Annotated in this window: 24 protein-coding genes; 10 read left to right on the top strand and 14 right to left on the bottom strand. The window is 66.1% G+C overall.

All coding sequences use genetic code 11. The features are described from left to right. Positions 1-113: 113 nt before the first annotated feature. Positions 114-1,217 (top strand): pyridoxal phosphate-dependent aminotransferase, encoded by a 1,104-nt coding sequence (locus ACED67_RS00715; protein ID WP_395539526.1) that lies wholly within the window; start codon positions 114-116, stop codon positions 1,215-1,217. On the opposite strand, the gene ACED67_RS00710 is transcribed toward ACED67_RS00715, so the two are convergent. Then, entirely contained in the window at positions 1,218-1,625 is a 408-nt protein-coding gene (locus ACED67_RS00710) for a DUF4177 domain-containing protein (protein WP_395539525.1), read from the bottom strand. A gap of 175 nt (positions 1,626-1,800) precedes the next feature. Between ACED67_RS00710 and ACED67_RS00705 the strand changes: the two genes are divergently transcribed. Beyond that, complete coding sequence (locus ACED67_RS00705) at positions 1,801-2,925, top strand: histone deacetylase-like amidohydrolase (protein WP_395539524.1); 1,125 nt, start codon at positions 1,801-1,803, stop codon at positions 2,923-2,925. A gap of 84 nt (positions 2,926-3,009) precedes the next feature. Here ACED67_RS00705 and gatB read toward each other — a convergent pair whose 3' ends face one another. Continuing rightward, positions 3,010-4,611 carry an Asp-tRNA(Asn)/Glu-tRNA(Gln) amidotransferase subunit GatB gene (gene gatB, locus ACED67_RS00700; RefSeq protein WP_395539523.1) on the bottom strand — a complete coding sequence of 534 codons (1,602 nt, stop codon included), beginning with the start codon at positions 4,609-4,611 and terminating at the stop codon, positions 3,010-3,012. A 90-nt stretch (positions 4,612-4,701) separates the two neighbouring features. Next, positions 4,702-5,895: a hypothetical protein gene (locus ACED67_RS00695; protein ID WP_395539522.1), complete on the bottom strand. Its 1,194-nt coding sequence runs from the start codon at positions 5,893-5,895 to the stop codon at positions 4,702-4,704. A 112-nt stretch (positions 5,896-6,007) separates the two neighbouring features. Between ACED67_RS00695 and ACED67_RS00690 the strand changes: the two genes are divergently transcribed. Then, positions 6,008-6,625 (top strand): transglycosylase SLT domain-containing protein, encoded by a 618-nt coding sequence (locus ACED67_RS00690; RefSeq protein WP_395539520.1) that lies wholly within the window; start codon positions 6,008-6,010, stop codon positions 6,623-6,625. Between the two features lie 79 nt (positions 6,626-6,704). On the opposite strand, the gene pepN is transcribed toward ACED67_RS00690, so the two are convergent. The 6 genes from pepN to ACED67_RS00660 form a co-directional block, all read right to left on the bottom strand. Further along, complete coding sequence (gene pepN / locus ACED67_RS00685) at positions 6,705-9,266, bottom strand: aminopeptidase N (protein WP_395539519.1); 2,562 nt, start codon at positions 9,264-9,266, stop codon at positions 6,705-6,707. Positions 9,267-9,328: 62 nt separating this feature from the next. Further along, positions 9,329-10,534 (bottom strand): MFS transporter, encoded by a 1,206-nt coding sequence (locus ACED67_RS00680; RefSeq protein ID WP_395539518.1) that lies wholly within the window; start codon positions 10,532-10,534, stop codon positions 9,329-9,331. Positions 10,535-10,638: 104 nt separating this feature from the next. Then, positions 10,639-11,100 carry an SRPBCC domain-containing protein gene (locus ACED67_RS00675; RefSeq protein WP_395539517.1) on the bottom strand — a complete coding sequence of 154 codons (462 nt, stop codon included), beginning with the start codon at positions 11,098-11,100 and terminating at the stop codon, positions 10,639-10,641. Beyond that, entirely contained in the window at positions 11,097-11,612 is a 516-nt protein-coding gene (locus ACED67_RS00670; RefSeq protein WP_395539516.1) for an SRPBCC family protein, read from the bottom strand. Before ACED67_RS00670 ends, ACED67_RS00675 begins: the two co-directional genes overlap by 4 nt. Before the next feature lie 28 nt (positions 11,613-11,640). Further along, positions 11,641-12,123, bottom strand: a complete 483-nt coding sequence (locus ACED67_RS00665; protein WP_395539515.1) for an SRPBCC domain-containing protein — start codon at positions 12,121-12,123, stop codon at positions 11,641-11,643. Then, entirely contained in the window at positions 12,113-12,460 is a 348-nt protein-coding gene (locus ACED67_RS00660; protein WP_395539514.1) for an ArsR/SmtB family transcription factor, read from the bottom strand. Before ACED67_RS00660 ends, ACED67_RS00665 begins: the two co-directional genes overlap by 11 nt. A 197-nt stretch (positions 12,461-12,657) precedes the next feature. On the opposite strand from ACED67_RS00660, the gene ACED67_RS00655 reads away from it, so the two are divergent. Beyond that, on the top strand, positions 12,658-14,805 hold the full coding sequence (locus tag ACED67_RS00655) for a malate synthase G (RefSeq protein ID WP_395539513.1): 2,148 nt from the start codon (positions 12,658-12,660) through the stop codon (positions 14,803-14,805). Between the two features lie 107 nt (positions 14,806-14,912). On the opposite strand, the gene ACED67_RS00650 is transcribed toward ACED67_RS00655, so the two are convergent. Together ACED67_RS00650 and ACED67_RS00645 are read right to left on the bottom strand one after the other, a co-directional pair. Then, positions 14,913-15,131, bottom strand: a complete 219-nt coding sequence (locus ACED67_RS00650) for a hypothetical protein (RefSeq protein WP_395539512.1) — start codon at positions 15,129-15,131, stop codon at positions 14,913-14,915. Between the two features lie 125 nt (positions 15,132-15,256). Next, entirely contained in the window at positions 15,257-15,508 is a 252-nt protein-coding gene (locus ACED67_RS00645) for a BolA family protein (RefSeq protein ID WP_395539511.1), read from the bottom strand. An 87-nt stretch (positions 15,509-15,595) separates the two neighbouring features. Between ACED67_RS00645 and ACED67_RS00640 the strand changes: the two genes are divergently transcribed. Then, a complete protein-coding gene (locus tag ACED67_RS00640) occupies positions 15,596-16,234 on the top strand; it encodes a J domain-containing protein (protein ID WP_395539510.1) in 639 nt (212 codons plus the stop codon). A 1-nt stretch (position 16,235) separates the two neighbouring features. Here the strand turns inward: ACED67_RS00640 and msrB are convergent, their stop codons facing one another. Further along, positions 16,236-16,697 carry a peptide-methionine (R)-S-oxide reductase MsrB gene (gene msrB, locus ACED67_RS00635; protein WP_395539508.1) on the bottom strand — a complete coding sequence of 154 codons (462 nt, stop codon included), beginning with the start codon at positions 16,695-16,697 and terminating at the stop codon, positions 16,236-16,238. A gap of 160 nt (positions 16,698-16,857) precedes the next feature. Between msrB and cobS the strand changes: the two genes are divergently transcribed. The 3 genes from cobS to ACED67_RS00620 are packed head-to-tail and all read left to right on the top strand — an operon-like array spanning position 16,858 to position 18,975. Further along, entirely contained in the window at positions 16,858-17,832 is a 975-nt protein-coding gene (cobS, locus tag ACED67_RS00630) for a cobaltochelatase subunit CobS (protein ID WP_395539507.1), read from the top strand. Continuing rightward, positions 17,832-18,263: a hypothetical protein gene (locus ACED67_RS00625; RefSeq protein ID WP_395539506.1), complete on the top strand. Its 432-nt coding sequence runs from the start codon at positions 17,832-17,834 to the stop codon at positions 18,261-18,263. Before cobS ends, ACED67_RS00625 begins: the two co-directional genes overlap by 1 nt. A 4-nt stretch (positions 18,264-18,267) precedes the next feature. After that, positions 18,268-18,975 (top strand): aspartate/glutamate racemase family protein, encoded by a 708-nt coding sequence (locus ACED67_RS00620; protein ID WP_395539505.1) that lies wholly within the window; start codon positions 18,268-18,270, stop codon positions 18,973-18,975. 209 nt (positions 18,976-19,184) lie between these two features. On the opposite strand, the gene ACED67_RS00615 is transcribed toward ACED67_RS00620, so the two are convergent. Next, on the bottom strand, positions 19,185-19,772 hold the full coding sequence (locus ACED67_RS00615) for an NADPH-dependent FMN reductase (protein ID WP_395539504.1): 588 nt from the start codon (positions 19,770-19,772) through the stop codon (positions 19,185-19,187). Between the two features lie 186 nt (positions 19,773-19,958). Here ACED67_RS00615 and cobT point away from each other — a divergent pair, with 186 nt between their 5' ends. Together cobT and ACED67_RS00605 are read left to right on the top strand one after the other, a co-directional pair. Then, positions 19,959-21,830 carry a cobaltochelatase subunit CobT gene (gene cobT, locus ACED67_RS00610; protein ID WP_395539503.1) on the top strand — a complete coding sequence of 624 codons (1,872 nt, stop codon included), beginning with the start codon at positions 19,959-19,961 and terminating at the stop codon, positions 21,828-21,830. Positions 21,831-21,899: 69 nt separating this feature from the next. Further along, positions 21,900-23,693, top strand: coding sequence for an aminopeptidase P family protein (locus tag ACED67_RS00605; RefSeq protein WP_395539502.1), 1,794 nt, complete (start codon positions 21,900-21,902; stop codon positions 23,691-23,693). Here ACED67_RS00605 and ACED67_RS00600 read toward each other — a convergent pair. Beyond that, a complete protein-coding gene (locus tag ACED67_RS00600) occupies positions 23,690-24,103 on the bottom strand; it encodes a SufE family protein (RefSeq protein ID WP_395539501.1) in 414 nt (137 codons plus the stop codon). The two genes, ACED67_RS00605 and ACED67_RS00600, sit on opposite strands and share 4 nt — an antisense overlap. Positions 24,104-24,179 lie beyond the last annotated feature (76 nt).

Below are 24,179 nucleotides of genomic sequence, written 5' to 3'. Positions count from 1 at the left end.
TTACAGATCGTAAATTCCAGATCGCAAGCTATTGATCTTGCTTGCCCACCCGAATGTCCCTGCGTGAGACACCCCTTGCGCCCGGCCCGTCCCTGGCCGTAACTCTGCCCATCATGACGCGCTTTCTCACCCCCCATGCCACCGCCCTGCCCTCGACCGTGCCCTTCACCGGCCCCGAGACGTTGGAACGCCAGTCAGGCCGCCCCTTCCGCGCCCGGCTTGGCGCCAATGAATCGCTGTTCGGCCCCTCGCCCAAGGCAATCGCCGCCATGGAACTGGCGGCGGCACAGGTCTGGCAATATGCCGACCCCGAAAGCCATGATCTCAAAGCGGCGCTGGCCGCCCATCACGGCTGCACGCCGGCCCATATCACCGTCGGCGGCGGGATCGACACGCTGTTCGGCACGCTCTGCCGCCTGACGCTTGACCCCGGCACCGCCGTCGTCACCAGCCTGGGCGCCTATCCGACCTTCAACTTCCACGTCGCGGGCTGCGGCGGCGCGCTGACCCGCGTGCCCTACAAGGCCAATCACGAAGACCCGGAAAGCCTGCTCGACGCCGCCCGCCAGACCAAGGCGCGGCTGATCTACCTGGCCAATCCCGACAATCCGATGGGCAGCCACCACCCCGGCCGGGTCATCGAGGATATGGTCGCCAACCTTCCCGACCACAGCCTGCTGGTGCTGGACGAGGCCTATTCCGACCTCGCCCCGCCGGATGCCGTGCCGCAGATTTCCCCCGACCACCCGCAGGTCATCCGCTTCCGCACCTTCTCGAAAGGCTATGGCATGGCCGGCGCCCGCATCGGCTATGCCCTGACCAACCCCGAGCTTGCCAAGGCTTTCGACAAGCTGCGCGACCATTTCGGCCTTGGCCGCATCGGGCAGATCGGTGCCCTGGCGGCGCTGGCGGATCAGGACTGGCTTGCCCATGTGAAGGCCCGGGTCATCCGCGCACGCGACCGCATCGCCGCCATCGCCCGGACGAATGGCCTCGAGGCCCTGCCCTCGGCCACCAATTTCGTCAGCGTCGATTGCGGCCGCGACGGCAGTTTCGCCCGCCGCGTCCTGGCCGAATGCCAGGACCGCGGCCTGTTCATCCGCATGCCCGGCGTGGCCCCGCTCGACCGTTGTATCCGCATCTCGACCGGGCCGGAGGCCGCGCTCGATGTGGTGGAAGAGGTGCTGCCGCAGGCCCTCAGGGCCGCGGCAGGCTGATCACTCGGCCGCCAGTTCCGGCTTGACCGGCCCGACCGGCGGCGCCAGCCCGGCGGGCTGTTCTGCCGCGCCCAGCCGCAGGGGCGGCACCGCGGGCGCCGCCTCCGGCTCGATCACGCTGCGCACGAAAGGCACGCTTTCGGCCATCACGCTGGGCATCGCAGCCTCGGTTCCCAGCACCCGGCGGAACACCAGCATGTTCTGGAAACTGGTCTTCACCCCGCCGGTCAGGCCCGCCCGCTCGTCGCAAGGCAGCACATCGGCCCGGACATAGTCCCAGCCCTCGGCCCCCATCTGGTTCATCAGCGTGGTCAGCGCCAGAGCGAACCGCTCCTCGGTGGTCTTGGCCCCCCGCGCCTTCTCGCCCCGGCGCGGCGCCGGGATGACCTTGAATTCATATCGCTGCATCTGGGTCTCCACCGATCCGGGCGGCACCATAACGGGATTCGCGCAACAGGCGCAAATGGACAAAGCGTGACCGACCGGCCTCGACCGGCGGTGCCTTGCCAAGCCCCCTTTCCCCTCACCGCGCTTCCGGCGCAGGATCGCCGGGCAAGATTCTGCGACAAGCGAAGGGGGAACCATGCCGACCGGCTTTTACCATGACGAGCGCTGCATGTGGCATTCGGGCGGCGAGCATGTGCTTTACCTGCCGCTTCAGCCCTGGCTGCAACCGCTGGCCTCGGGCGGCTATGCCGAAAGCCCCGAAACCAAGCGACGCCTGCGCAATCTGGTCGAGGTCTCTGGCCTGCTTGACCATCTGGCCCCGCGCAGCGCGCCCGCCGCGACCCGCGCCGATCTGGAAAGCATCCACCCCGCGGCCTATCTGGACCGATTCAAGGCCCTGTCCGACCAGCGCGGCGGCGACATGGGCGAGGAGGCCACCTTCTCGCATGGCGGATACGAGATCGCGGCGCTATCGGCGGGCCTTGCCAAAGCCGCGCTCTCCGACACCTGGCACCGCCGCGTCGACAATGCCTATGCCCTGTCGCGTCCGCCGGGTCATCACTGCCTGCCCGATCGCGGCATGGGCTTTTGTCTTCTGGCCAATATTCCCGTCGCGCTCGAGGCGCTTCGCGCCGAGGCGGGCCCGCTGCGCGCCGCGATCATCGACTGGGATGTCCATCACGGCAACGGCACCGAAGCGATCTACTATGACCGCGCCGACACTCTGACCATCTCGCTGCATCAGGAACGCTGCTACCCGAGTGACACCGGCGCCGCCGATGCCCTGGGCAAAGGTGCGGGGCTGGGCTTCAATCTCAACGTGCCCCTTCTGCCCGGCGGTGGCCACCGCGCCTATCTGGATGCGATGGAGCTGCTGGTCCTGCCCGCGCTGCACGACTTCCGGCCCGAGATCATCATCATCGCCTGCGGTCTCGATGCCAATGCCATGGACCCGCTGGCCCGGATGCAGGCCCATGCCGGAACCTATCGCGAGATGACGCGCATGTTGATGGAGGTGGCAGCGACCCATGCCCAGGGTCGTCTCGTCGCGGTTCATGAAGGCGGCTATTCCGAGGCCCAGGTCCCCTTCTGCGGCCTCGCCGTGATCGAGACCCTGGCTGGGCAGCGCACCAAGGTCATCGACCCGTTTCAGACCCTGATCGAAGCCGGCCAGCCCGCCGAGGATTTCGTGGCCTTCCAGCGCGCGCGCCTGTCGGCGCAAAACCGCAAGCCCAAGACCTTCCCCTTCGACGGCGTCTGACCGCCACCGCCCTCATCTTGGCAAAACGCCCCGGGCGGAGGCGAAGCCGGGGGCAAAGCCCCCGACGCCCGAGACCGGGGTGCCTTAAAGGCCGAGCTTCTTCATCACCAGATCATTGACGGCCGCCGGGGCCGCCTTGCCGCCCGTCGCCTTCATCACCTGGCCGACGAACCAGCCCGCCAGCTTCGGATTGGCCTTGGCCTTTTCGACCTGGGCCGGGTTCGCCGCGATGATCTCATCCACCGCCGCCTCGATGGCGCCCGTGTCGGTGACCTGTTTCATCCCGCGCGCTTCGACGATCTCTGCCGGATCGCCGCCCTCGGTCCACAGGATCTCGAACAGATCCTTGGCGATCTTACCCGAAATGACTTCCGAAACGATTAGATCCACTATTCCAGCGAGTTGAGCGCTCGTCAGTGGGCTTTGCACTATTTCAAGGCCTTCTTTCTTGAGGCGTCCGAATAACTCATTGATTACCCAGTTGGCCGAGAGCTGTGCAGCGCGAGCCAAGATTGCGGAAACGGTCTCAATCTTTTCAGTGCCTGAGACGGAAACCCCAATAACTATGGGCTTGTTTTCGAGTTTGCCGTGGGCCTGACTAACTGCGTCCTCGAAGAAGGCGGCCGAATCCAGTTCCGCCGTCAGGACCGAGGCGTCGTAATCCGTCAGCCCGAAGGTGGCCATGAAGCGCGCCTTCTTGGCATCGGGCAGTTCCGGCATGGTCGCGGCGATATGGTCGACCCACTCCTGCTCGATCTCCAGCGGCAGCAGATCGGGATCGGGGAAGTAGCGGTAATCATGCGCCTCTTCCTTCGACCGCATCGACCGCGTCTCGTTCTTGTCCGGGTCGTAGAGCCGCGTCTCCTGCACGATCGCCCCGCCATCTTCCAGAATGGCGATCTGGCGCCGCGCCTCATAGTCGATCGCCGCCTGGATGAAGCGCATCGAGTTCATGTTCTTGATCTCGCAGCGCGTGCCGAGATGGCTGAAATCCTGCGTCTCCTGATAGCGCTCATAGGCGCCGGGCTTGCAGACCGAGACGTTCACGTCGGCCCGCAGGTTGCCATTCTGCATATTGCCGTCGCAAGTGCCGAGATAGCGCAGGATCTGGCGCAGCTTGGCCACATAGGCCGCCGCCTCTTCCGGCCCGCGCAGATCGGGGCGCGAGACGATTTCCATCAGCGCCACGCCGGTGCGGTTGAAATCGACGAAGGACAGGTTGGGGTCGATGTCATGAATCGACTTGCCGGCATCCTGTTCCAGATGGATGCGCTCGATCCGCACGCGGCGCGCGACGCCGGGCGCCATTTCCACGATCACTTCGCCTTCGCCCACGATCGGGTGATAGAGCTGCGAAATCTGATAGCCCTGCGGCAGGTCAGGGTAGAAATAATTCTTGCGGTCAAAGGCCGAGACCAGGTTGATCGCGGCTTTCAGCCCCAGCCCGGTGCGCACGGCCTGCTCGACGCAGAACTCGTTGATCACCGGCAGCATGCCCGGCATGGCGGCATCAACGAAGGCGACATTGGTGTTCGGCTCAGCCCCGAAACTTGTCGAAGCGCCCGAGAACAGCTTGGCGTTCGACGCGACCTGGGCATGGATTTCCATCCCGATCACCAGTTCCCAATCGGATTTGGCCCCGGCAATGACCTTGGGCTTCGGCAGCGTATAGGACAGATCGAGCATGGCACCCCTTGCGGCACTCGGGCGATGATCCCCTGCGTTTAGGCCGCATGGCGGCGCGGGGCAAGAGGGGGGCGGTTCCGTCGTCCCGGCTCAGGTCTCCACGGGCCGCGCCTCGATCCCTTCCGACCCCAGATGGATCAGGTCGCCCCGTGCCAGGGCCTGGCTGAAGATCTCGCCCAGCGCCCAATGGATCAGGTCAGTGCCACCTTTCCAGGCCGGCAGGTGGAACTCGCGCAGATTGTCGGTCAGGTGATCGGCCAAAACCTCCATCACCATGCGCTGGCGCAGCGATCCCGGCGCCTCCTCGGTCAGCGTGCGGCCCAGCGCCGCCATGGCCCCGGCCGCGATATTGGCGCGATACTGGCAGCCGGTGGCGTGGAAATAATCCAGCAGCCCGCTCAGATAGAGGCCGTGATCGGCCCCCGGGGGCAACTCGCCCAGCACCTCGGCCGCCGCCATGTTCAGCACGGCATAGGCCGCACCGCCCGCCACATCCTCGGTCCGCCGCGCCGCCGCGCGCGCCTCGGCATCGAACCCCTCCAGGCTGCCATACCACATCGGCAGAAGATGCGGGCCATGGGCGGCATGCGGCTCGGGACAGGTCGGATCCAGATCGGACCAATCCTCATACCAGTCGCGGCACAGCCTCTCGCCATCTTCAAGCCCGCGCAGAAGCTGATAGCGCGTGGCGGCCAGCAGCGGCGAGTTTTCGGCAATCGGATCGAACGGGTCCAACACCGCCTCTGCCATCGCGACATGGCTCAGATAGCCCTGCCAGGGTACATGGCCCGGCCCGCCTTCGGCCGCGACCGAGCGGCGGGCAAGCCCAAGCTCAAGATGCGCCTGTGCGACGATCAGCGCCGCGCCATAGCCATCGCCCTGCGCCGCTGCCATCTGTTCCAGCCGGGCAAGCTCTGCCTCGGCCCCCGCCATGTCCCGCGCCGCGATGGCCTGCGTCAAAGCCGCCCTTGCCCCTTCCGCAGCCAGCGTCGCAAGGCGCCGTCCGCCCGGCGCGGCCGAACGCGACTGATCGGCCGCGACCAGCGCGCCCAGAAGCGCCGCCCAGTCGCCCCGCGCGGCCTGCGCCGCATAGGCACCGGCCATGTCGCGCCAGATCGACACTTCCGGCGCTTCGGCCAGAACCGGCACATGCAGCCGCGCCGAAAGCGGCAATGCCGCCTGTTCCAGCGCCGCGGCCCGCGCCTCGGTCCGGCCTGCCCTGCGCGCGATCTTGCCGATGCGATGGGCAAGATCCCGCGCGGGCCGGACCAGGCGAGTCGCCATATGAGCAGACTTGGGTGTAGGAGCCATGGCTGTTGCAAGATTTCTGGACTGCTGAGGCTCTTCGATGCTCTCGAAAAAAGGCGAATTGATGAAAATGCGACGGAATTCGCGGATGAGCCCTCGGCTCGTGCCCCGCCTCCGTCGTCTCGCCACCCTGGCCGCCCTGCCCGTCATGGCAGGCTGCGTCGCGCCTGACATGCAGTCGGATGCGCTGAATTTCCTCACGCCGCCGCCGATGCGCTGGGACCACCGGCCCGAGGCGACACACTGGACCAGCTCCGCGCTGGTTGCCGTGGCCGCCGAGGATGACGTGCTGGCGAACCGCGTGCCGCGCGACATCACCGCCTGGTGCCCCGGCTATAAAGACGCCTCGCTCAACGAACGCCGCGCCTTCTGGGTCGGGCTGATGTCAGCGCTGGCCAAGCATGAAAGCACCTGGAACCCGCGCGCCTCGGGCGGCGGCGGGCGCTGGATCGGCCTCTTGCAGATCGCCCCCGGCACGGCGCGCGGCCATGATTGCGACGCAAGCTCGGCAGGCGCGCTCAAGGACGGTTCGGCCAACCTGACCTGCGCCGTGGCCATCCTGTCGCAGGATGTCGCCCGTGACGGTCTGGTCGCCGGCAATGGCAAGCACGGCCTGGGACGCGACTGGGCGCCCTTCCGCGCCAGCGGCAAACGCGCCGAAATGGCGAAATGGACCTCGTCGCAGCCCTATTGTCAGGCCGGCTGAGCACGAGCCTGCGCTTCGCGCCACAGGCACCGCGCCGCCTCCGCCGGTTCTCGTCGAAAACCGGCGGTCCGCTTGCGCCTCAGCCCGCCGCCAGCATCCGCCCTGCCATCTCCGACAGGTCGCGCGACAGGCCGGGCGTGCCGAGGATGCGCTGCAATTCGCCCTTCACCCGCGCCTGCCGCCCGGCGTCATAGCGCGGCCAGGTCTCGAACGCCGTCGACATCCGCGCCGCGGTCTGCGGGTTCAGGGGATCAAGCTTGATCAGCCAGTCCGCCACCAGCCGGTAGCCCGCGCCCGACGCGGCATGGAAACCGGCGTGATTGCCTGACAAGGCCCCGATCACGGCGCGGAAGCGGTTGGGGTTCTTCCAGTCAAAGGCCGGATGCGATGTCAGCCGTTCGGTCACTGCCGCCGCCCAGTCGGGCGTGGCCAGCGCGATCTGCAACGCGAACCATTTGTCCATCACATTGGCATCGCCCGCCCAGCGCCCGGCGAAGCGCGCGACCTCCGCCTCGCCTTGCCCGATGTCCAGCAGCGCGGCCAGCGCGCCCACTTCCTCGGTCATGTTGTTGGCCGCGGCAAAGACCTGCCTGGCCGCCGCGCCGCCATCGAGCTTCGACAGGATCTGCAAGGCCACGACCCGCAGGGCCCGCCGCCCCGCCGCCTTCGCATCGGGGGTGAAGGGCCCCTTGTCCGCCAGACGGTCCATCAGCCCAGGCAGGCCCGGCGCCAGCCGCCGCGCCAGCGCCTCGCCCGCCCGCCGCCGCACCGCCCAGATCGCGTCGGGATCGGGCACCATGCCCGCGCCCTGCAAGGTTTGCGCCATATCGTCATCCGAGGGCAGCCGCAGCGCCAGCGCCCGGAAAGCCGGGTCAAGGCTTTCGTCGAAGGCCACCTGCGCCAGGGCCTCCAGCCAGTCCGATCCCGGCTCACCCCCGTCACGCACCATCCGCCCCAGCACATCCTTGGCCAGCGCGCGCCCCGCCTCCCATTTGTTGAACGGATCAGTGTCATGGGCCAGCAGGAAGGCCCGTTCCCCGGCGCCGACCTCGCGCTCCAGCACCACCGGCGCCGAAAAGCCGCGCAGGATCGACGGCACCGGCTTTGCCGCCAGCCCCTCGAAGCGGAAGCTCTGCTTCGCCTCTGTCAGTTCCAGCACCGTGGTCGGCACCACCTCGTCGCCATTGGGGTTCAACAGCCCCACCGCTACAGGAATGACCTTGGGGTCCTTGTGGTCCTGCCCCGGCGTCGGCGGGTTCACCTGTTCCAGATGCAGCGTATAGGTGCCATCCGCCCAGTCGTCGCTGACCTTCAGCCGCGGCGTCCCGGCCTGGGAATACCAGCGCTTGAACTGCGCCAGATCGCGCCCGGTCGCATCCTCGAAGACCTTGAGCCAGTCCTCGATCGTCGCCGCCTGCCCGTCATGGCGGGCGAAATACAGATCCAGCGCGCGGGCATAGCCGTCATCACCGACAAGGCGCTTGAGCATGCCGATCACCTCGGCGCCCTTTTCGTAGACCGTCGCCGTGTAGAAATTGTTGATCTCGACGAAGCTCTCCGGCCGGACGGGGTGCGCAAGCGGCCCTTGATCCTCGCGGAACTGCCGCGCCCGCAAGGTCAGCACATCCTCGATCCGCTTTACCGCCGCCGACCGCATGTCGCCGGAAAACTGCTGGTCGCGGAAAACCGTCAGCCCTTCCTTCAGGCACAGCTGGAACCAGTCGCGGCAGGTGATGCGGTTGCCGGTCCAGTTGTGGAAATATTCATGCGCGATGATCGCTTCGATCCGGGCGAAATCCTCGTCCGTCGCGGTTTCGGGGCTGGCCAGGACATATCTCGAGTTGAAGATGTTCAGCCCCTTGTTCTCCATCGCGCCCATGTTGAAATCATCGACCGCGACGATGTTGAACACGTCCAGATCATATTCCCGGCCATAGACCTCTTCGTCCCAGCGCATCGAGCGGATCAGGCTGTCCATCGCATAGGCGCAGCGGTCCTGGTCGCCGGGCCGCACCCAGATGCCCAGATCGACCGCCCGCCCCGAGGCGGTGGTGAAAGGCGCGTGATGCGCCACCAGATCGCCCGCGACCAGCGCGAACAGATAGGCGGGCTTCGGCCAGGGATCGTCCCATTCCGCCCAGCCCTCGCCGGTGGCGACCGGATTGCCGTTCGAAAGCAGGACCGGCAGGTCCGACTCGATCCGCACCTTGAACGGCGCCATCACATCGGGCCGGTCGGGGTAATAGGTGATCTTGCGAAACCCCTGCGCCTCGCATTGCGTGCAATACATGCCCCTCGACATATACAGGCCTTCCAGCGCTGTATTCGCCTCGGGCGAAATCTCGACCAGGGTCTCCAGCACGAAAGGCGCCTCGGGCAGCAGTTCCGCCGGGATCGACAGGCCGTTCTCCTCGGGCGTCAGGTCCAGAAGCGCGCCGTCCAGCCGCACCGAGACCAGCCGCAATTCCTCGCCATCCAGCCACAGGTGATGCCGGCCCCGCGCCTCGGGATTCGGCCGCAGATGCAGCCGCGCCGCCACCCGTGTTGCGCGCGGATCCAGCCGGAAGCTCAACTCCACCCGGTCGACGATATGCGAGAAAGGCCGGTAATCGGCCAGATAGACGGTGCGGGGATCGGACATGACAGGCTCCGGCAAGGTTCCCCGGCAGGCTAGGCCCATGGGGCGCAGGCGCAAGGGGGCGCTCACGCGGCGGGCCGCGCCCCGCCCAGCCGCCGCGCCAGCGCAGGCAGGCCCAGCGCCGAGGCCGAGGCAAAACCCGCCCCCGCCACAAAGGTGGCCTGCGCGCCATAGGCCTGCCACAGCGCCCCCGCGATCACGCTGGCCAGCAGAAGCGCCACTCCGGTCACCAGATTGTACAGGCCAAAGGCGGTGCCGCGCAGCTCGGCGGGCACACTTTCGGCCACCAGCGCGGCCAAAAGGCCCTGGGTGAACCCCATATGCAGCCCCCAGATCACCACGCCCAAGGCCAGCCCCCACAGCCCCCCGGCAAAGGCCAGCACAAGGTCCGCCAGCACCAGAAGCCCCAGCCCCAACGCCAGCAGCGCCACCTTGCCGCCCCGGTCCGACACCACGCCCACCGGCCAGGCGGTCAGCGCATAGGCGATGTTCATCGCCACCAGCACCAAGGGCAGCAGCATCAGCGCCAGCCCCGCCTCTTGCGCCCGCAGGATGAGGAACGCCTCGGAAAACCGCGCCAGCGTGAACAGGGACGCCACCAGCACGACCAGCCAATAGCGCCCGCCCAGAAGCCCCAGCTCTGCCCGCGCCAAGGGGTTGCGCACCCTGCGGCGGCCCGCCGGGCGCGGCGGCTCGGACACGGCGAAAAGGATCAGCGCGAAGGACAGCAGGGCCGGGATCACCGCCACCCAGAAGACCGACCGGAAGTCATTGGCGAAGACCCACATCAGCCCGATCGCCACGAGCGGCCCCAGAAAGGCCCCGACCGTATCCAGCGATTGCCGCAGGCCGAACGCCGTGCCCCGCCGTCCGTCGGGCGCCAGATCAGCGACAAGCGCATCGCGCGGCGCGCCGCGAATGCCCTTGCCCACCCGGTCCACGAACCGCGCCGCCACGACCCAACCCAGCGACGGGGCGAGCGGAAACACCGGCTTGGTCAGGGCCGCAAGGCCATAGCCCAGCGCCGCCAGCCCCTTCCTCCGCCCCAGCCAATCAGACAGCGCGCCGGAAAACACCTTGGTGATCGCCGCCGTCGCCTCGGCAATGCCCTCGATCACCCCCACGGCCAATGCGCTGGCGCCAAGGCCCAGCGTCAGATAGGCGGGCAGAAGGGCATGGATCATCTCGGACGAGACATCCATCAGCATGGACACGAAGCCCAAGGCCCAGATCCCCGCTGGAAGCCCGCGCCAGCCGCCCCGCCCTGCCATCTTCACAACCTCCACGCGGAACGACGCGCGCCGGCCGGACCAGGCGGCTCAGAAGCGGGAACCGGCCCGCCGGAGGAGAAGACGCGGCGGCTAATCCGCGCCCACTAGTCCGCTCCCACGAACCGCGCCAGCTTGCCCAGCGTCTGATAGCCCAGTTCCACCGCGCCAAAGCCCTTGGCTTCCTCATATTCCTTGGCTGTCACGAAGACCATGCCCAGCGTCACTTTCGTCCCCTCCGGCACCGGCTCGAACGTGGCCCAGGCATCGGCATGTTTGGGGCCATTCTCACCCCAGTGCAGCGTGTATTCCAGCCGGTGCTCGGCCCGCACCACGCCGTATTTGTGGTGATTGGGGAAGACCGTTCCATCCGGACCGATCATGTCGAAAACCCATTCGCCGCCTTCTCGCAGGTCGATCCGGCTTGTCCGGCAGGAAAACCCGTCCGGCCCCCACCATTGCGGCAGGGTCTTGGGGTTCATCCAGGCCCCCCAGACCACCGAGACCGGCGCCCGGATCACCCGCTCCAAAAGCATCGTGCGGTCCGACATGTCCTGGGTGCGGCTCATTTCATCAGCCCCTGCGCATATTCTTCAAGCTGCGTCACCACCGTGCCCCAGCCTTCGTAAAAGCCCATCGCCTTGTGGCTCTCGGCGGTTTCCGCCGTGCGGTGCCGCGCCACGGCGACATAGCGGGTGCGGCCATTGCCCAGATCCTCGAAGGTCAGGATCGCGGTCATGAAGGGATCGGGCTTGGGCTTCCATCCTTCGGTATAGGCATCGGTGAAGACAAGCCGCTCGTTCGGCACGACTTCCAGATAGACGCCGTTATTCTCCATCAGATTGCCCTCCACCTCGAACGTGGTGTTGCAGGCCCCGCCGGGGCGAACATCCAGATGGCATTCGGTCACCCGATGCGGCTTGGGCACGAACCAGTGGACCAGATGCTCCGGCGTGGTCCAGCACATATACAGTATCTCGCGCGGGGCCTCGATCTCGCGCTCCAGGATCAGGTCCAGAGTCGGGTCGTAATCGGTCAGCCACGCCGGAATCGCGGCAGCGCCTTGGGTCGCTTCGGTCATTCTTCCATTCCTTCAATGAAGTTATCCGTCACAGCCGCGCCACCAGCGCCGCAAGTTGTTCTGCCGTCAGCTGCCAGCCCGCCTCGAAGCCCGAGGCGCGGTTCTCGTCGCAATCCCGGGCCGAGCGGTGCCGCGCGACCGAGATCTGGCGCGTTCCCGCCCCTTCGGGCGCCAGCGTCACCACCGCCGTGAACGAAGGGCCAAGCGAGGTGTCGGGCAGGTCGAACGGCGCGAAATCGCCGTCCATGAGATCAGTGAAGACCAGCCGCCGCGCCGGCTCGGCCACCAGGAAACTGCCGGTGACCGGAAAGGACTGTCCCTCGGGCCCCGTCGCCGTCATCGCAAAGCGCCCGCCCGGCCAGGCCTCAAGCACCAGATCGCGCGCTTGCCAGGGCTTCGGCAGGTACCATTCGGCGAAAAGCCCGGGCTCGGTCCAGCAGCGCCAGACCAAGGCGGGTGGCGCGGGCAGCAGCCGCGACATCAGGATGTCCCGCTCAGGATCAATCTTCATCACCCCGTTCCTTCATCAGCTGCATCACATAATCCTCCAGCCGGTCCAGCCGCCCCTCCCAGAGAACGCGCTGCTCTTCCAGCCAGTTCCGCACCGGCACCAGGGCCTGCGGCACCAGCGCGCAGGACCGCACCCTGCCGTCCTTACTGGTCCAGATCAGCCCCGCCGCCTCCAGAACCTCGAGATGCCGCATCACCGTAGGCAGGCGCAGCCCCGTGGGGCGGGCAAGCGCGCTTACCGCCATGGGGCCCTGGGCAAGCTGGGCAAGAATCGCACGCCGCGTCGGATCGGACAGCGCCTGGAACAGCAGGGAAAGGTCGGGATCATGTTTAGCCATGCGGCTAACCAATCACCTCGCCTCCAGACCCGCAAGCAAAAACTTAGCCGATCAGCAAAGTAATGCAATCTTCGCGAAACCAAGAAAAGTGTTTGACGGTTCTTCATGAAAGTCATGCGCCCGCAACGCTTGCCGCTGCCCCGCCTGCGGGCCTAATGTGTGCCAAGGCATACAGAAGACCATTTGGGGGAAAGCGCATGACCGCCCGCATCGAAAAATCCGGCCTCCAGGTCGCCCTCCCCCTTGCCAGCTTCATCGAGGACCGCGCCCTGCCGGGCACCGGCATCACCCCGGCCGCCTTCTGGGCCGGCCTTGCGGCCCTCACCGCCGAATTCGCGCCGAAGAACCGCGCCCTCTTGCAGAAGCGCGACGATCTTCAGGCCCGCATCGACGCCTGGCACATCGCCCGGCGCGGCCAGCCGCATGACCATGCCGCCTACAAGGCCTTCCTGACCGAGATCGGCTATCTCCTGCCCGAAGGCCCGGATTTCCAGATCGACACCGCCCATGTCGATCCTGAAATCGCCCTCGTCCCCGGCCCGCAGCTTGTCGTGCCCATCACCAATGCCCGCTACGCGCTCAACGCCGCCAATGCCCGCTGGGGCAGCCTCTATGACTGCCTTTACGGCACCGATGCCATGGGCTCTGCCCCGCCCTCGGGCGGCTATGAGCGCGGCCGCGGCGCGCGCGTCGTCGCCCGCGCCCGCGTCTTCCTGGACGAAGCCTTCCCCATCGCCGGTGCCTCCCATGCCGATGTGCGGCGCTATGTCGTCAAGGACGGCGCACTGCTGGTCGACGACCTGCCCCTCGTCTCGCCCGAGAAATTCGCAGGCTATCGCGGAAACCCCAAGGCACCCGACGCCATCCTTCTGCGCAACAACGGCCTTCATGTCGAACTGGTCTTCGACCGCGCCCATTTCATCGGCACCCGCGATCAGGCGCTTCTCGCCGATGTGCAGATGGAAAGCGCGCTGTCCGCGATCATGGACTGCGAAGATTCCGTCGCCTGCGTCGATGCCGAGGACAAGGTCCAGGCCTATGAGAATTGGCTCGGCCTGATGAAGGGCGACCTGACCGAGACCTTCCAGAAGGGCGGCAAATCCCTGACCCGCCGCCTCAACCCCGACCGGGAATATCTTGACCCGCAGGGCAAGCCGCTGACCGTCAAGGGCCGCGCGCTTCTGTGGATCCGCAATGTCGGCCATCTGATGACCAACCCGGCGATCCTTCTGCCCGACGGATCGGAGATCCCCGAGGGTCTGATGGATGCCATGGTCACCGTCACCATCGCGCTCCATGACCTGAAAAAGACCGAAGGGCTGCGCAATTCTCACCAGGGTTCAGTCTATGTCGTGAAACCCAAGATGCATGGGCCGGAAGAGGTGGCCTTCGCCGATGCCACGATGGCCCGGATCGAGGCCCTGCTCGGTCTGCCCGCCAATACCGTCAAGTTGGGCATCATGGACGAGGAACGCCGCACCTCGGTCAACCTCAAGGAATGCATCCGCGCCGCCAAGTCGCGCGTCGCCTTCATCAATACCGGATTTCTGGACCGCACCGGCGACGAGATCCACACCTCGATGGAGGCCGGGCCGTTCAGCCGCAAGGATTTCATCAAGCGCAAGGGCTGGATCACCGCTTACGAGAACCTCAACGTCGATATCGGCCTGGAATGCGGCCTTTCGGGCAAGGCGCAGATCGGCAAGGGCATGTGGGCGATGCCCGACTTGATGGCCGCCATGCTGGATGAAAAGGTCGCCCAGCCGCGCCAGGGCGCCAATTGCGCCTGGGTGCCCTCGCCCACCGCCGCCACGCTGCACGCGCTGCATTACCACAAGGTCGATGTCTTCGCCGTGCAGAAGAAGCTGGCCAAGGGCGGCCGCCGCGCCCATGTCGACGGCATCCTCGACATTCCGCTGGCCGCCTTCCGCGCCTGGCCCAAGGCGCAGGTGACGCGCGAGGTCGAGAACAACGCCCAGGGCATCCTCGGCTATGTCGTGCGCTGGATCGATCAGGGCGTCGGCTGTTCCAAGGTGCCGGACATCAACGATGTCGGGCTGATGGAAGATCGCGCCACCTGCCGCATTTCGGCCCAGCATATCGCCAATTGGCTGCATCACGGCGTGGTCAGCGCCGACGAGGTCATGGCCGCGCTGAAGAAAATGGCCGAGGTCGTCGACCGCCAGAATGCCGGCGACCCGCTCTATCGCCCCATGGCGCCAACCTATCAGGGTGTCGCCTTCCAGGCCGCCTGCGATCTGGTGTTCAAGGGACGCGAACAGCCCTCGGGCTACACCGAACCCCTGCTTCATGCCTGGCGGCTCAAGGCCAAGGCGGCGGGCTGACCCGAGGGCCAGCGCGGCACCGGCCCCCGGGGAAACAGGGAAACAGCTTCCCGGGGACCGGTGGCATCCCCGCGGCCTGTGCCGCGCGGATTTGAAGACCGTCTGGCTTAGCCCAGAAGCTGATAGCGCAGCGCGGCCGCGCGGTTGGGGCGCAGATGCACCCAATTGGCCAGCGCCGCAGGCACGCCGATCAACACACCGGCCAGGGCCGCGACGGCAAAGGTCGCCCATGAATAATAACCCAGGACCAGGCCAGCCACGACCGCGGTCCCGGCCACGCACGTCACCCAGAGGGCGATCAGCAGCGTTCTCAGCGGAGCAATCATCCTGTCACCTCGCGGGTTGCGTCTTTGCATCACACAGACCCAACGCCCGGCGCGGCGGGATGGTTCCGGCCCTTGTGGCCCGCCCTTTGCAGAAAGCGCGGGCGGCGCACAGCGGGGCCGATCCGCTAGCCCGCGTCCAGCGCCAGCGCATGGATGCGGCCCATCAGTTCGCCCAGGGCGCGCGTCACGGCCCGATGCCGGTCGACCCGCCCCAGCGCCGCCAGCTCGGCCGCGCGGATCTTCACCGCGAAATGGCTCTCGCCGGTGCCGTCATCCCCCGCATGTCCGGCATGTTTGTGACTTTCGTTCACGATTTCCAGCACTTGCGGGCGGAATGCCGCCTTGAGCCGCGCCTCTATCTCGTCTCTCACGTGCATTTTTTTCCTCCGCCCCTTCAATCCGCTGCCAGAACCCCTAAACTTGGGCGCCCGAGTCGGAAAGCCATTGAAAGGCCCGCAGTTTCCATGGTCAGCAAGTCTCCCTTCGAATTCGACCTGCGCGTCAGCGCCGACAAGAAGCGCAAGTCCGCCACTCGGCGCGGCGGCGCGGCGGCGGCGGCCGATGCCACGGGCCGGGCCTGCGACTATGTCGGCTGCCAGAAACCGGGCGAGTTCCGCGCGCCGAAATCGCCCGATGCGCTCGACCAGTTCTTCTGGTTCTGCAAGGATCACATCCGCGAATACAACCTGAAGTGGAACTACTTCCAGGGCTCCTCGGATGACGACTTCGCCAAGTTTCTGGAAAAGGACCGGGTCTGGGGCCGCGAGACCAAGCCCTTCTCGCGCAAGGATGACGGCAATGCATGGGCGCGGATGGGCGTGAACGACCCGATGGAGATCCTGGGCGAGAAGGCGACGCGCAACCCCGGCGCTCAGCCCCTGTCCGGCGCCACCCGCAAGCTGCCGCCCACTGAACGCCGCGCAATCGAGATTCTCGACGCCCGCGACACCATGTCGAAAACCGAGATCCGCAAGCAATACAAGGCGCTGATCAAGGTCCTCCACCCCGACATGAACGGCGGTGACCGCAGCCAGGAAGAGCAGCTGCAAGAGGTGGTCTGGGCCTGGGACCAGCTGAAGGACAGCCGCTACTTCCGCGACTGACCTAGGTCGCGCGAAACACCAGCGCCGCCCCGTTCATGCAGTACCGCTTGCCGGTCGGCTGCGGCCCGTCATCGAAGACATGGCCGAAATGCCCGCCGCAGCGGCGGCAATGCACCTCGGTCCGGCTGCCGAACAGGCCCGGATCGGCCTTCATCCGCACCGCATCCGGCAGGGGTTGCCAGAAGGACGGCCATCCTGTGCCCGAGTCATACTTGGTCTCGGACGAAAACGCCGCCAGATCGCAGCCTGCGCAGAAGAACGTCCCTTTGCGCGTCTCGTGGTTCAGCGGGCTGGTCCCCGCCCGTTCGGTGCCTTCCTCGCGCAGCACATAGAACTGCATCTCGGTCAGCTTCTTGCGCCATTCGGCCTCGCTCAGCGTGACTTCGAATGTCTCGGCCTGCGCGGGGCACAGGCCAAGGGCCGCGGCGGCGGCACTCAGGTTCAGGAACAGGCGGCGGTTCATCTTCTCCTCCGGGTCGGTCGCGGCAGATATCCCTTGATACGTATCCCGAGAGGAATTTGTTTCACCCCCGGCGCCACCGCAGCCCCGCCCCTTGCACCCCCCCGCGATATGTTCCACAACCTTTTTCATCCGAAAATGCTGCCGAAAGCTGGACCTGACGATGCTGGACACCCCCATGAAGCCCACCGAAGAAATCTCGGTCCGTGATGTCTTCGGCATCGACACCGAAATGAAGGTTAAGGCCTTCGAGACCCGCACCGATCGCGTGCCCGAGATCGACAGCACCTACAAATTCGACCCCGACACCACGCTCGCCATCCTCGCAGGCTTTGCCTACAACCGCCGGGTGATGATCCAGGGCTATCACGGCACCGGCAAATCGACCCATATCGAACAGGTCGCGGCGCGGCTGAACTGGCCCTGCGTGCGGGTGAACCTCGACAGTCATATCAGCCGGATCGACCTGATCGGCAAGGATGCGATCAAGCTGGAAGACGGCAAGCAGGTCACCAAGTTCCATGAGGGCATCCTGCCCTGGGCCTTGCGCAACCCCGTCGCCATCGTCTTCGACGAATATGATGCCGGCCGCGCCGATGTGATGTTCGTCATCCAGCGCGTGCTGGAGCATGACGGCAAGCTGACGCTTCTCGACCAGAACGAGATCATCACCCCCCACCCGTCCTTCCGCCTCTTCGCCACCGCGAACACCGTGGGCTTGGGCGACACGACCGGCCTCTATCACGGCGTCCAGCAGATCAACCAGGCGCAGATGGACCGCTGGAGCCTTGTCGCGACGCTGAACTACCTGTCGCATGACGCGGAAACCGCCATCGTCCTGGCCAAGAACGCGCATTACAACACCGAGAAGGGCCGCAAGACCATTTCGCAGATGGTCACCGTGGCCGACCTGACCCGGACCGCCTTCATGAATGGCGATCTGTCCACCGTCATGTCGCCGCGCACGGTGCTGAACTGGGCGCAGAATGCCGAGATCTTCCGCAATGTCGGCTATGCCTTCCGCCTCTCGTTCCTGAACAAGTGCGACGAGCTGGAGCGCCAGACCGTCGCCGAATTCTACCAGCGCTGCTTCAACGAAGAACTGCCGGAATCGGCGGTCAGCCAGGCGATGAAGTGATGCAACAGCGGGGGGGCGCCGCTGTCGCTTCCCTGCTGGTCCTGTGCTCGCTTCCCGCCGGCGCAGACGAAGATGTCGATACACTCTTGCGGTGTTCGGCCGAATTCTACGCCCGCGCCGAATACAACCGGACCTTGGGATACATCGACGCCGGGCACATCACCTATCTGATGAACCATTCCGAGAGGCTGCTTAGCCTGGCCGAAGGGATCGCTCCACTAGAAGTTTCCGGGTGCCCCGGAGACGGTTACGGGTTGGCCCTGGGGCTTGCCATATGCTCCTATCCCGCCGATCTGGACTTCGAACGCCGGTCCATGGCCCTGGACCGCTTGGCAGAACTTGCGGATGAGACTAACGGAAACCAGCGGCTTTCCGTCTGCATTGAAGACGAAGTCTGTTCGGCCTGTTTGAACATTTCTTCTCATGAGTAGTCTCATGACTGGCACCGGCCTTCACCTGGGCCTGATCGGCGGCATCGGCGCAGCGGCAACGGTGGTCTATTACCAAAGACTCTGCGCCGAGATGGCGCGGCGCGGCCTGCCTCTGGACCTGACCATCGTGCAGGCCGATATCCAGTCGCTGATCGTCCATGCCAATTGCGATGGTCGCGACGCGCAGGCCAGGCTTTTCGCTCCGCTGATCGACCGGCTCGGGGCGGCGGGCGCCGATTGCGCCGTGCTCACCTCGATCGGCGCGCATTTCTGTTTTGCTGAAACGCGCGCGCTGTCCAGCCTGCCCATGGTCAGCGCGATCACCCCTCTCGACACTCATCTGGCACGGCTGGGCCTGGGTTGCGTCGGGATACTGGGCACCTGGGTCGCCATGCGCACGCGGCTTTTCGGCCAGATGAGCCGTACAACCGTGATCGCCCCTGACGCGGACTTTCAGCAGGTCGGCCAGTCCTATCAGGACATGGCCGTGGTCGGCACCTGCCCACCGGACGCGCGCGCGCTGATGTTCGACGCCGGGCGCCGGATGATGGAGCGCGGCGCACAGGCCATCGTGCTGGCTGGCACCGATCTGAACCTCGCCTTCGACGGCCATGACCCGGGCTTCCCGGTGATCGATGCGCTGGATGTCCATGTCGCGCTGCTGGCCGATCTTGCCAGCGGCAAGGTCGATCTTGCCACTGCCGCGGCCTGACCCCCGCCCGCGGCACCCGATTCGCGCGCCATGGTTAACGCCCCGGTCGCCCCCGGCAGGGAAGACGTTGGGAAGACAATCGGAAGACCTTTGCAAGACAGGCCAAGAGCCCGATTCCGCCAGACTTAATCCATCGTTTCCAGTCACTTGCGCAAAGGAAAACGGGCGGGGTCACCCCCGCCCGTTGCATCGTTCCGAACAGACCGGTCTCAGGCCTTGCGGGCCGGGATCGTCGCTTTCGCCCACCACATCACGTCATCCAGCATGGCCTTGGCCGAAGCGCCGATCGAGGCTTCGATGTCGGCCAGATTGCCCGATCCGCCGAAGCCCGGATGGACCTTGAAGAAGTCGCCGCCGGCGATATGCACCGCGCTGCGCGTCGGCACCATCTGCAGCTCGACCGCCATCAGGCGCAGCTGCTCGATCGCGCGGGCGCCGCCCATGGCCCCATAGCCCACGAAACCCGCAACCTTGTGATTCCATTCGACATAGGCCTGATCCAGCGCGTTCTTCAGCGCCCCGGTGATCGACCGGTTGTATTCCGCGACCACGAAGATATAGCCGTCGAATTCGGCCAGCTTCTTCTGCCACTTGATCGCGACCTCGTTTTTCGAAGGTGCCCAGGCATTCGAGGCGACCTCGTCAAAGAAGGGCATCGGATAGTCGCGCAGGTCCAGCACCTCCACGTCCATGTCGCCACGCGCCTCGGCCTGGGCCTTGATCCAGGCGGTCGGGATATCGGCGAAACGGGTCGGGCGGGTCGAAGAGACGATGATGGCGATTTTCGGTTTGGTCATGGCGTAAGTCCTTGATCTGGCGCTTGGTGCCGTTTGAATTCGATGCGGGAAACATGACCATCCCGTGCCTTGCGCGCAATTCCGCAGCCCCGCATCGCTTCTGTGCGGCGCCGCACCGCAAAAGCCCTTTGCCCCGCACGCGAACCACCCTTGCGGCAGCCCTGCGCCGGTGCGAAAGTCGCCGCTATGACGAAGCCCGCAGACAACCCCGCCGACCCGTTCAAGAAGGCCCTCGCCGAGGCGACCCGCACCATGGCGGACGACCCGGAGATGACCGTCTCCTATTCGGTCGATCCGCCAGGCATGAACAAGGAAGGCGTGCGTCTTCCGCAGGTTAGCCGCCGCATGACGCGGGATGAGGTGCTGCTGGCCCGCGGCACTGCCGATGCTTTCGCCCTGCGCCGCAAATATCACGACGACGGCGTTTCCGCCCGCTACGCGCCCGTGGGTCAGCTGGCCCGCGACATTTACGAGGCGATGGAAACCGCCCGCTGCGAGGCGATGGGCGCCCGCGACATGCCCGGCACCGCCGGCAATATCGACGCCAAGATCGGCCATGAGGCCGAGCGCAAGGGCTATGCCCAGATCACCAACAGCCAGGATGCCCCGCTGCCCGTCGCGGCGGGCTATCTGGTGCGCCACCTCGCCACCGGCCGCGACCTGCCCAAGGGCGCGCAGCATGTGATGAATCTCTGGCGCGGCTTCATCGAGGAACAGGCCGCAGGCACGCTGGAAGGCGTCGGCGACGCGCTCTCCGACCAGGCCGCCTTCGCCCGCCTTGCTCGCAAGGTCATTTCCGATCTGGGCTATGGCGACCAGCTGGGTGACGACCCCGACCGCCCCGACGAGGACGAGCTGGGCGACGAGGCCGAAGAAGACCAGGACAACCCGGATTCGACCGGCCAGGACGAGGATGACAGCGACGAGTCGGAAGCCTCGCCCGAACGCAGCCAGGAAGATCAGGACGACCAGTCCCAGGCCGAGGTCTCGATGGAAGACCAGGCCGAAATGGAACAGGGCGACGAGGCGGAACTGCCCGAAGGCGAGGCCCCGCTCGAGCCGCCGCCACCCGCGCCCCATTCCGATGCCGACCCGAACTATACCGTCTACACCACGGATTTCGATGAGGAAATCAAGGCCGAAGACCTTGCCGAACCGGCCGAGCTGGAACGTCTGCGCGCCTATCTGGATCAGCAGCTTGAACCACTGAAGGGCGCGGTCGGGCGGCTGGCGAACAAGCTGCAGCGCCGCTTGCAGGCCCAGCAGAACCGCTCTTGGCTGTTCGATCTCGAGGAAGGCATTCTTGATGCCGGGCGGCTGGCCCGCGTCGTCGCCAACCCGACAACGCCCCTATCCTTCAAATGGGAAAAGGACACCGAGTTCCGCGACACGGTGGTGACGCTTCTCCTCGACAATTCCGGCTCGATGCGCGGCCGCCCGATTTCCATCGCCGCGATCTGCGCCGATGTGCTGGCCCGCACGCTGGAACGCTGCTCGGTCAAGGTGGAAATCCTGGGCTTCACCACCCGCGCCTGGAAAGGCGGCCAGGCCCGCGAACGCTGGCTGGCCCAGGGCCGTCCGCAGCAGCCTGGGCGGCTTAACGATTTGCGTCACATCATCTACAAATCCGCCGACGCGCCCTGGCGCCGGGTGCGGCCCAATCTCGGGTTGATGATGAAAGAGGGTCTGCTCAAGGAAAACATCGACGGCGAGGCGCTGGAATGGGCGCATCGCCGCATGCTGGCCCGGCCCGAGGCGCGCAAGATCCTGATGGTGATCTCGGATGGTGCGCCGGTCGATGATTCGACCCTCTCGGTCAATCCGGCGAATTTCCTGGAGAAACACCTGCGCGACGTGATCTCGCTCGTCGAGCGCCGCAAGGCGGTTGAACTGATCGCCATCGGCATCGGCCATGATGTGACCCGGTATTATCAGCGCGCCGTGACCATCACCGATGTCGAACAGCTGGCCGGCGCGATGACTGAACAGCTGGCCGGCCTCTTCGACAAGGATCCGCGCGCGCGGGCCCGCATGATGGGGCTCAAGAAGGCGGTCTAGGCCGGGATATCCCGGGGGCGCTGCCCCCCGGCCGCCCGGAATATTTTTGCCAAGAAGAAGAGGCACGACGTGTTTCAGACCTTTGAAAGCCATGCCTCGCCCGACCAGGGCCCGCCTCGCCTGGCCGCCCTGCGCGATCTGTTGCGGGCCGAGGGTCTGGCCGGGTTTCTGGTCCCGCGCGCCGATGTCCATCAGGGCGAATATGTCGCCGCGCGCGACGAGCGGCTGCAATGGCTGACCGGCTTCACCGGTTCCGCAGGCTTCTGCATCGTCCTGCCCGACAAGGCCGGTGTGTTCATTGACGGCCGCTATCGCACCCAGGTCAAGGCCCAGGTCGATCTCGCGGTCTTCACCCCGGCGCCCTGGCCCGAAGTGAAGCCCGGCGACTGGATCAAGGATAATCTTTCCGGCGGAGAGATCGGCTTCGACCCTTGGCTTCACACAGAAGATGAAATCGCAAAGCTTCGGTCCTCGCTTGAAAATTCCGGCGTAACCCTGCGCGCCTGCAAGAATTTCGTCGATGCGATCTGGCCGGACCAGCCCGGTGCCCCCCAGGGCCTCGCCTTCGTTCACCCCGATGCGCTTGCTGGCGAGACCAGCGCCGAAAAACGGGCGCGGCTGGCCGAAGCCCTGCGCGCCCAGGGCCAGAAGGCAGCGGTCATCACCCTGCCCGACAGCCTGTGCTGGCTTTTGAACATCCGCGGCGCCGATGTGCCGCGCAACCCGATCCTGCATGGTTTCGCGATCCTTCGCGAAGATGGCCTCGTGCGCCTCTTCACCGATCCCGCCAAGCTGGACGAAACGGTCCGCGCCCATCTTGGCCCGGATGTCACGACCGAGCCGCCTTCGGCCTTCGTACCCGCACTGGGCAGCCTACAAGGCCCGGTCCGCGTCGACCGGACCACTGCACCGCTGGCGGTCTCGACCGAATTGCGCGAGGCCGGGATCGAGGTCGCCTGGGGTGACGATCCCTGCCGCCTGCCCAAAGCCAGGAAGACCGCGGCTGAGGTGCAGGGCATGCGCGAGGCCCATCTGCGCGACGGCGCGGCCATGGTCGAGTTCCTGTGCTGGCTGGATCGCCAAGAGCCGGAAGGTTTGACCGAAATTTCCGTCGTCACCGCGCTGGAAGGGTTCCGCCGCGCCACCAATGCCCTGCATGACATCAGCTTCGACACGATTTCCGGCTCCGGCCCCAATGGCGCGATCATGCATTACCGCGTCACGCGCGAAACGGACCGGGCGCTTCACCGCAACGAGTTGTTGTTGGTCGACTCCGGTGCACAATATCTGGATGGTACCACCGATATCACCCGCACCATGGCCCTGGGCGATCCGGGTGAGGAAGCGCGGGTGCAATATACCCGCGTCCTGCAGGGGCTGATCGCGATCAGCCGGGTGCGCTGGCCCCTGGGCCTGTCAGGCCGCGACCTTGATCCGCTGGCGCGTTTCGCGCTTTGGGCCGAGGGGCAGGATTTCGATCACGGCACCGGCCATGGCGTCGGCGCCTTCCTGTCGGTCCATGAAGGCCCGCAGCGCCTGTCGCGCATTTCCGAAGTGCCGCTGGAACCGGGCATGATCCTGTCGAACGAGCCGGGCTATTACCGCGAGGGCGCTTTCGGCATCCGGCTGGAAAACCTGATCGTGGTGCAGGAGGCCCCGGCCCTGGGCGACAACCGCAAGCAGCTGTCCTTCGAGACGCTGACCTTCGTCCCCTTCGACCTGCGGCTGGTCCAGGCCGAGGTGCTGTCACCTGCCGAGACGCGCTGGCTCAACGCCTATCATGCGGAAACTCTTGCGAAATTGTCTCCGCGCGTCGCGGGCGAGACTCTGGACTGGCTGCGCCAGGCCTGCCGCGCGATCTAGGTAGAGGTCTGGGCGGCGGTCTTGCGGATGCGCTCGACCATGGCGCGCAGCCCGTTCGACCGCTGCGCCGAAAGATGGTCGTTCAGCCCCAGCCGCCCCAGTTCCGCCGTGGCATCGATCCCGTTGACCTCAGCCACCGCCACGCCGGAATAAAGCGCGTGCAGGATGGCGATCAGCCCGCGCACGATCATCGCATCGCTGTCGCCCTCGAAATCGAACCGCCCGCCCTCCAGCCGCGGCCGCAGCCAGACCTGGCTTGCACAGCCATCAACCTTGTAGGCGGGAACTTTGAAGGCATCGTCGAGGGGCGGCATCGCCTTGCCAAGCTCGATCACATGGCGATAGCGGTCCTCCCAATCCTCCAGGAATTCCAGCGTTTCGGCGATCTCTTCAAAGGCTTGCGTGGCCATGGCGGGCTCCCTTGCAGCCCCTCAGGTAATCCCATAGCCGCCAAAGGTCCAGTGCCGGGGAAACGGGTGCTTTTCA

This window comes from Neotabrizicola paludis, assembly GCF_044142105.1.
Taxonomy (GTDB): Bacteria; Pseudomonadota; Alphaproteobacteria; order Rhodobacterales; family Rhodobacteraceae; genus Pseudogemmobacter.
Note: the sequence above shows the minus strand (reverse complement) of the source record. Positions and strands in the feature narration are given on the sequence as shown.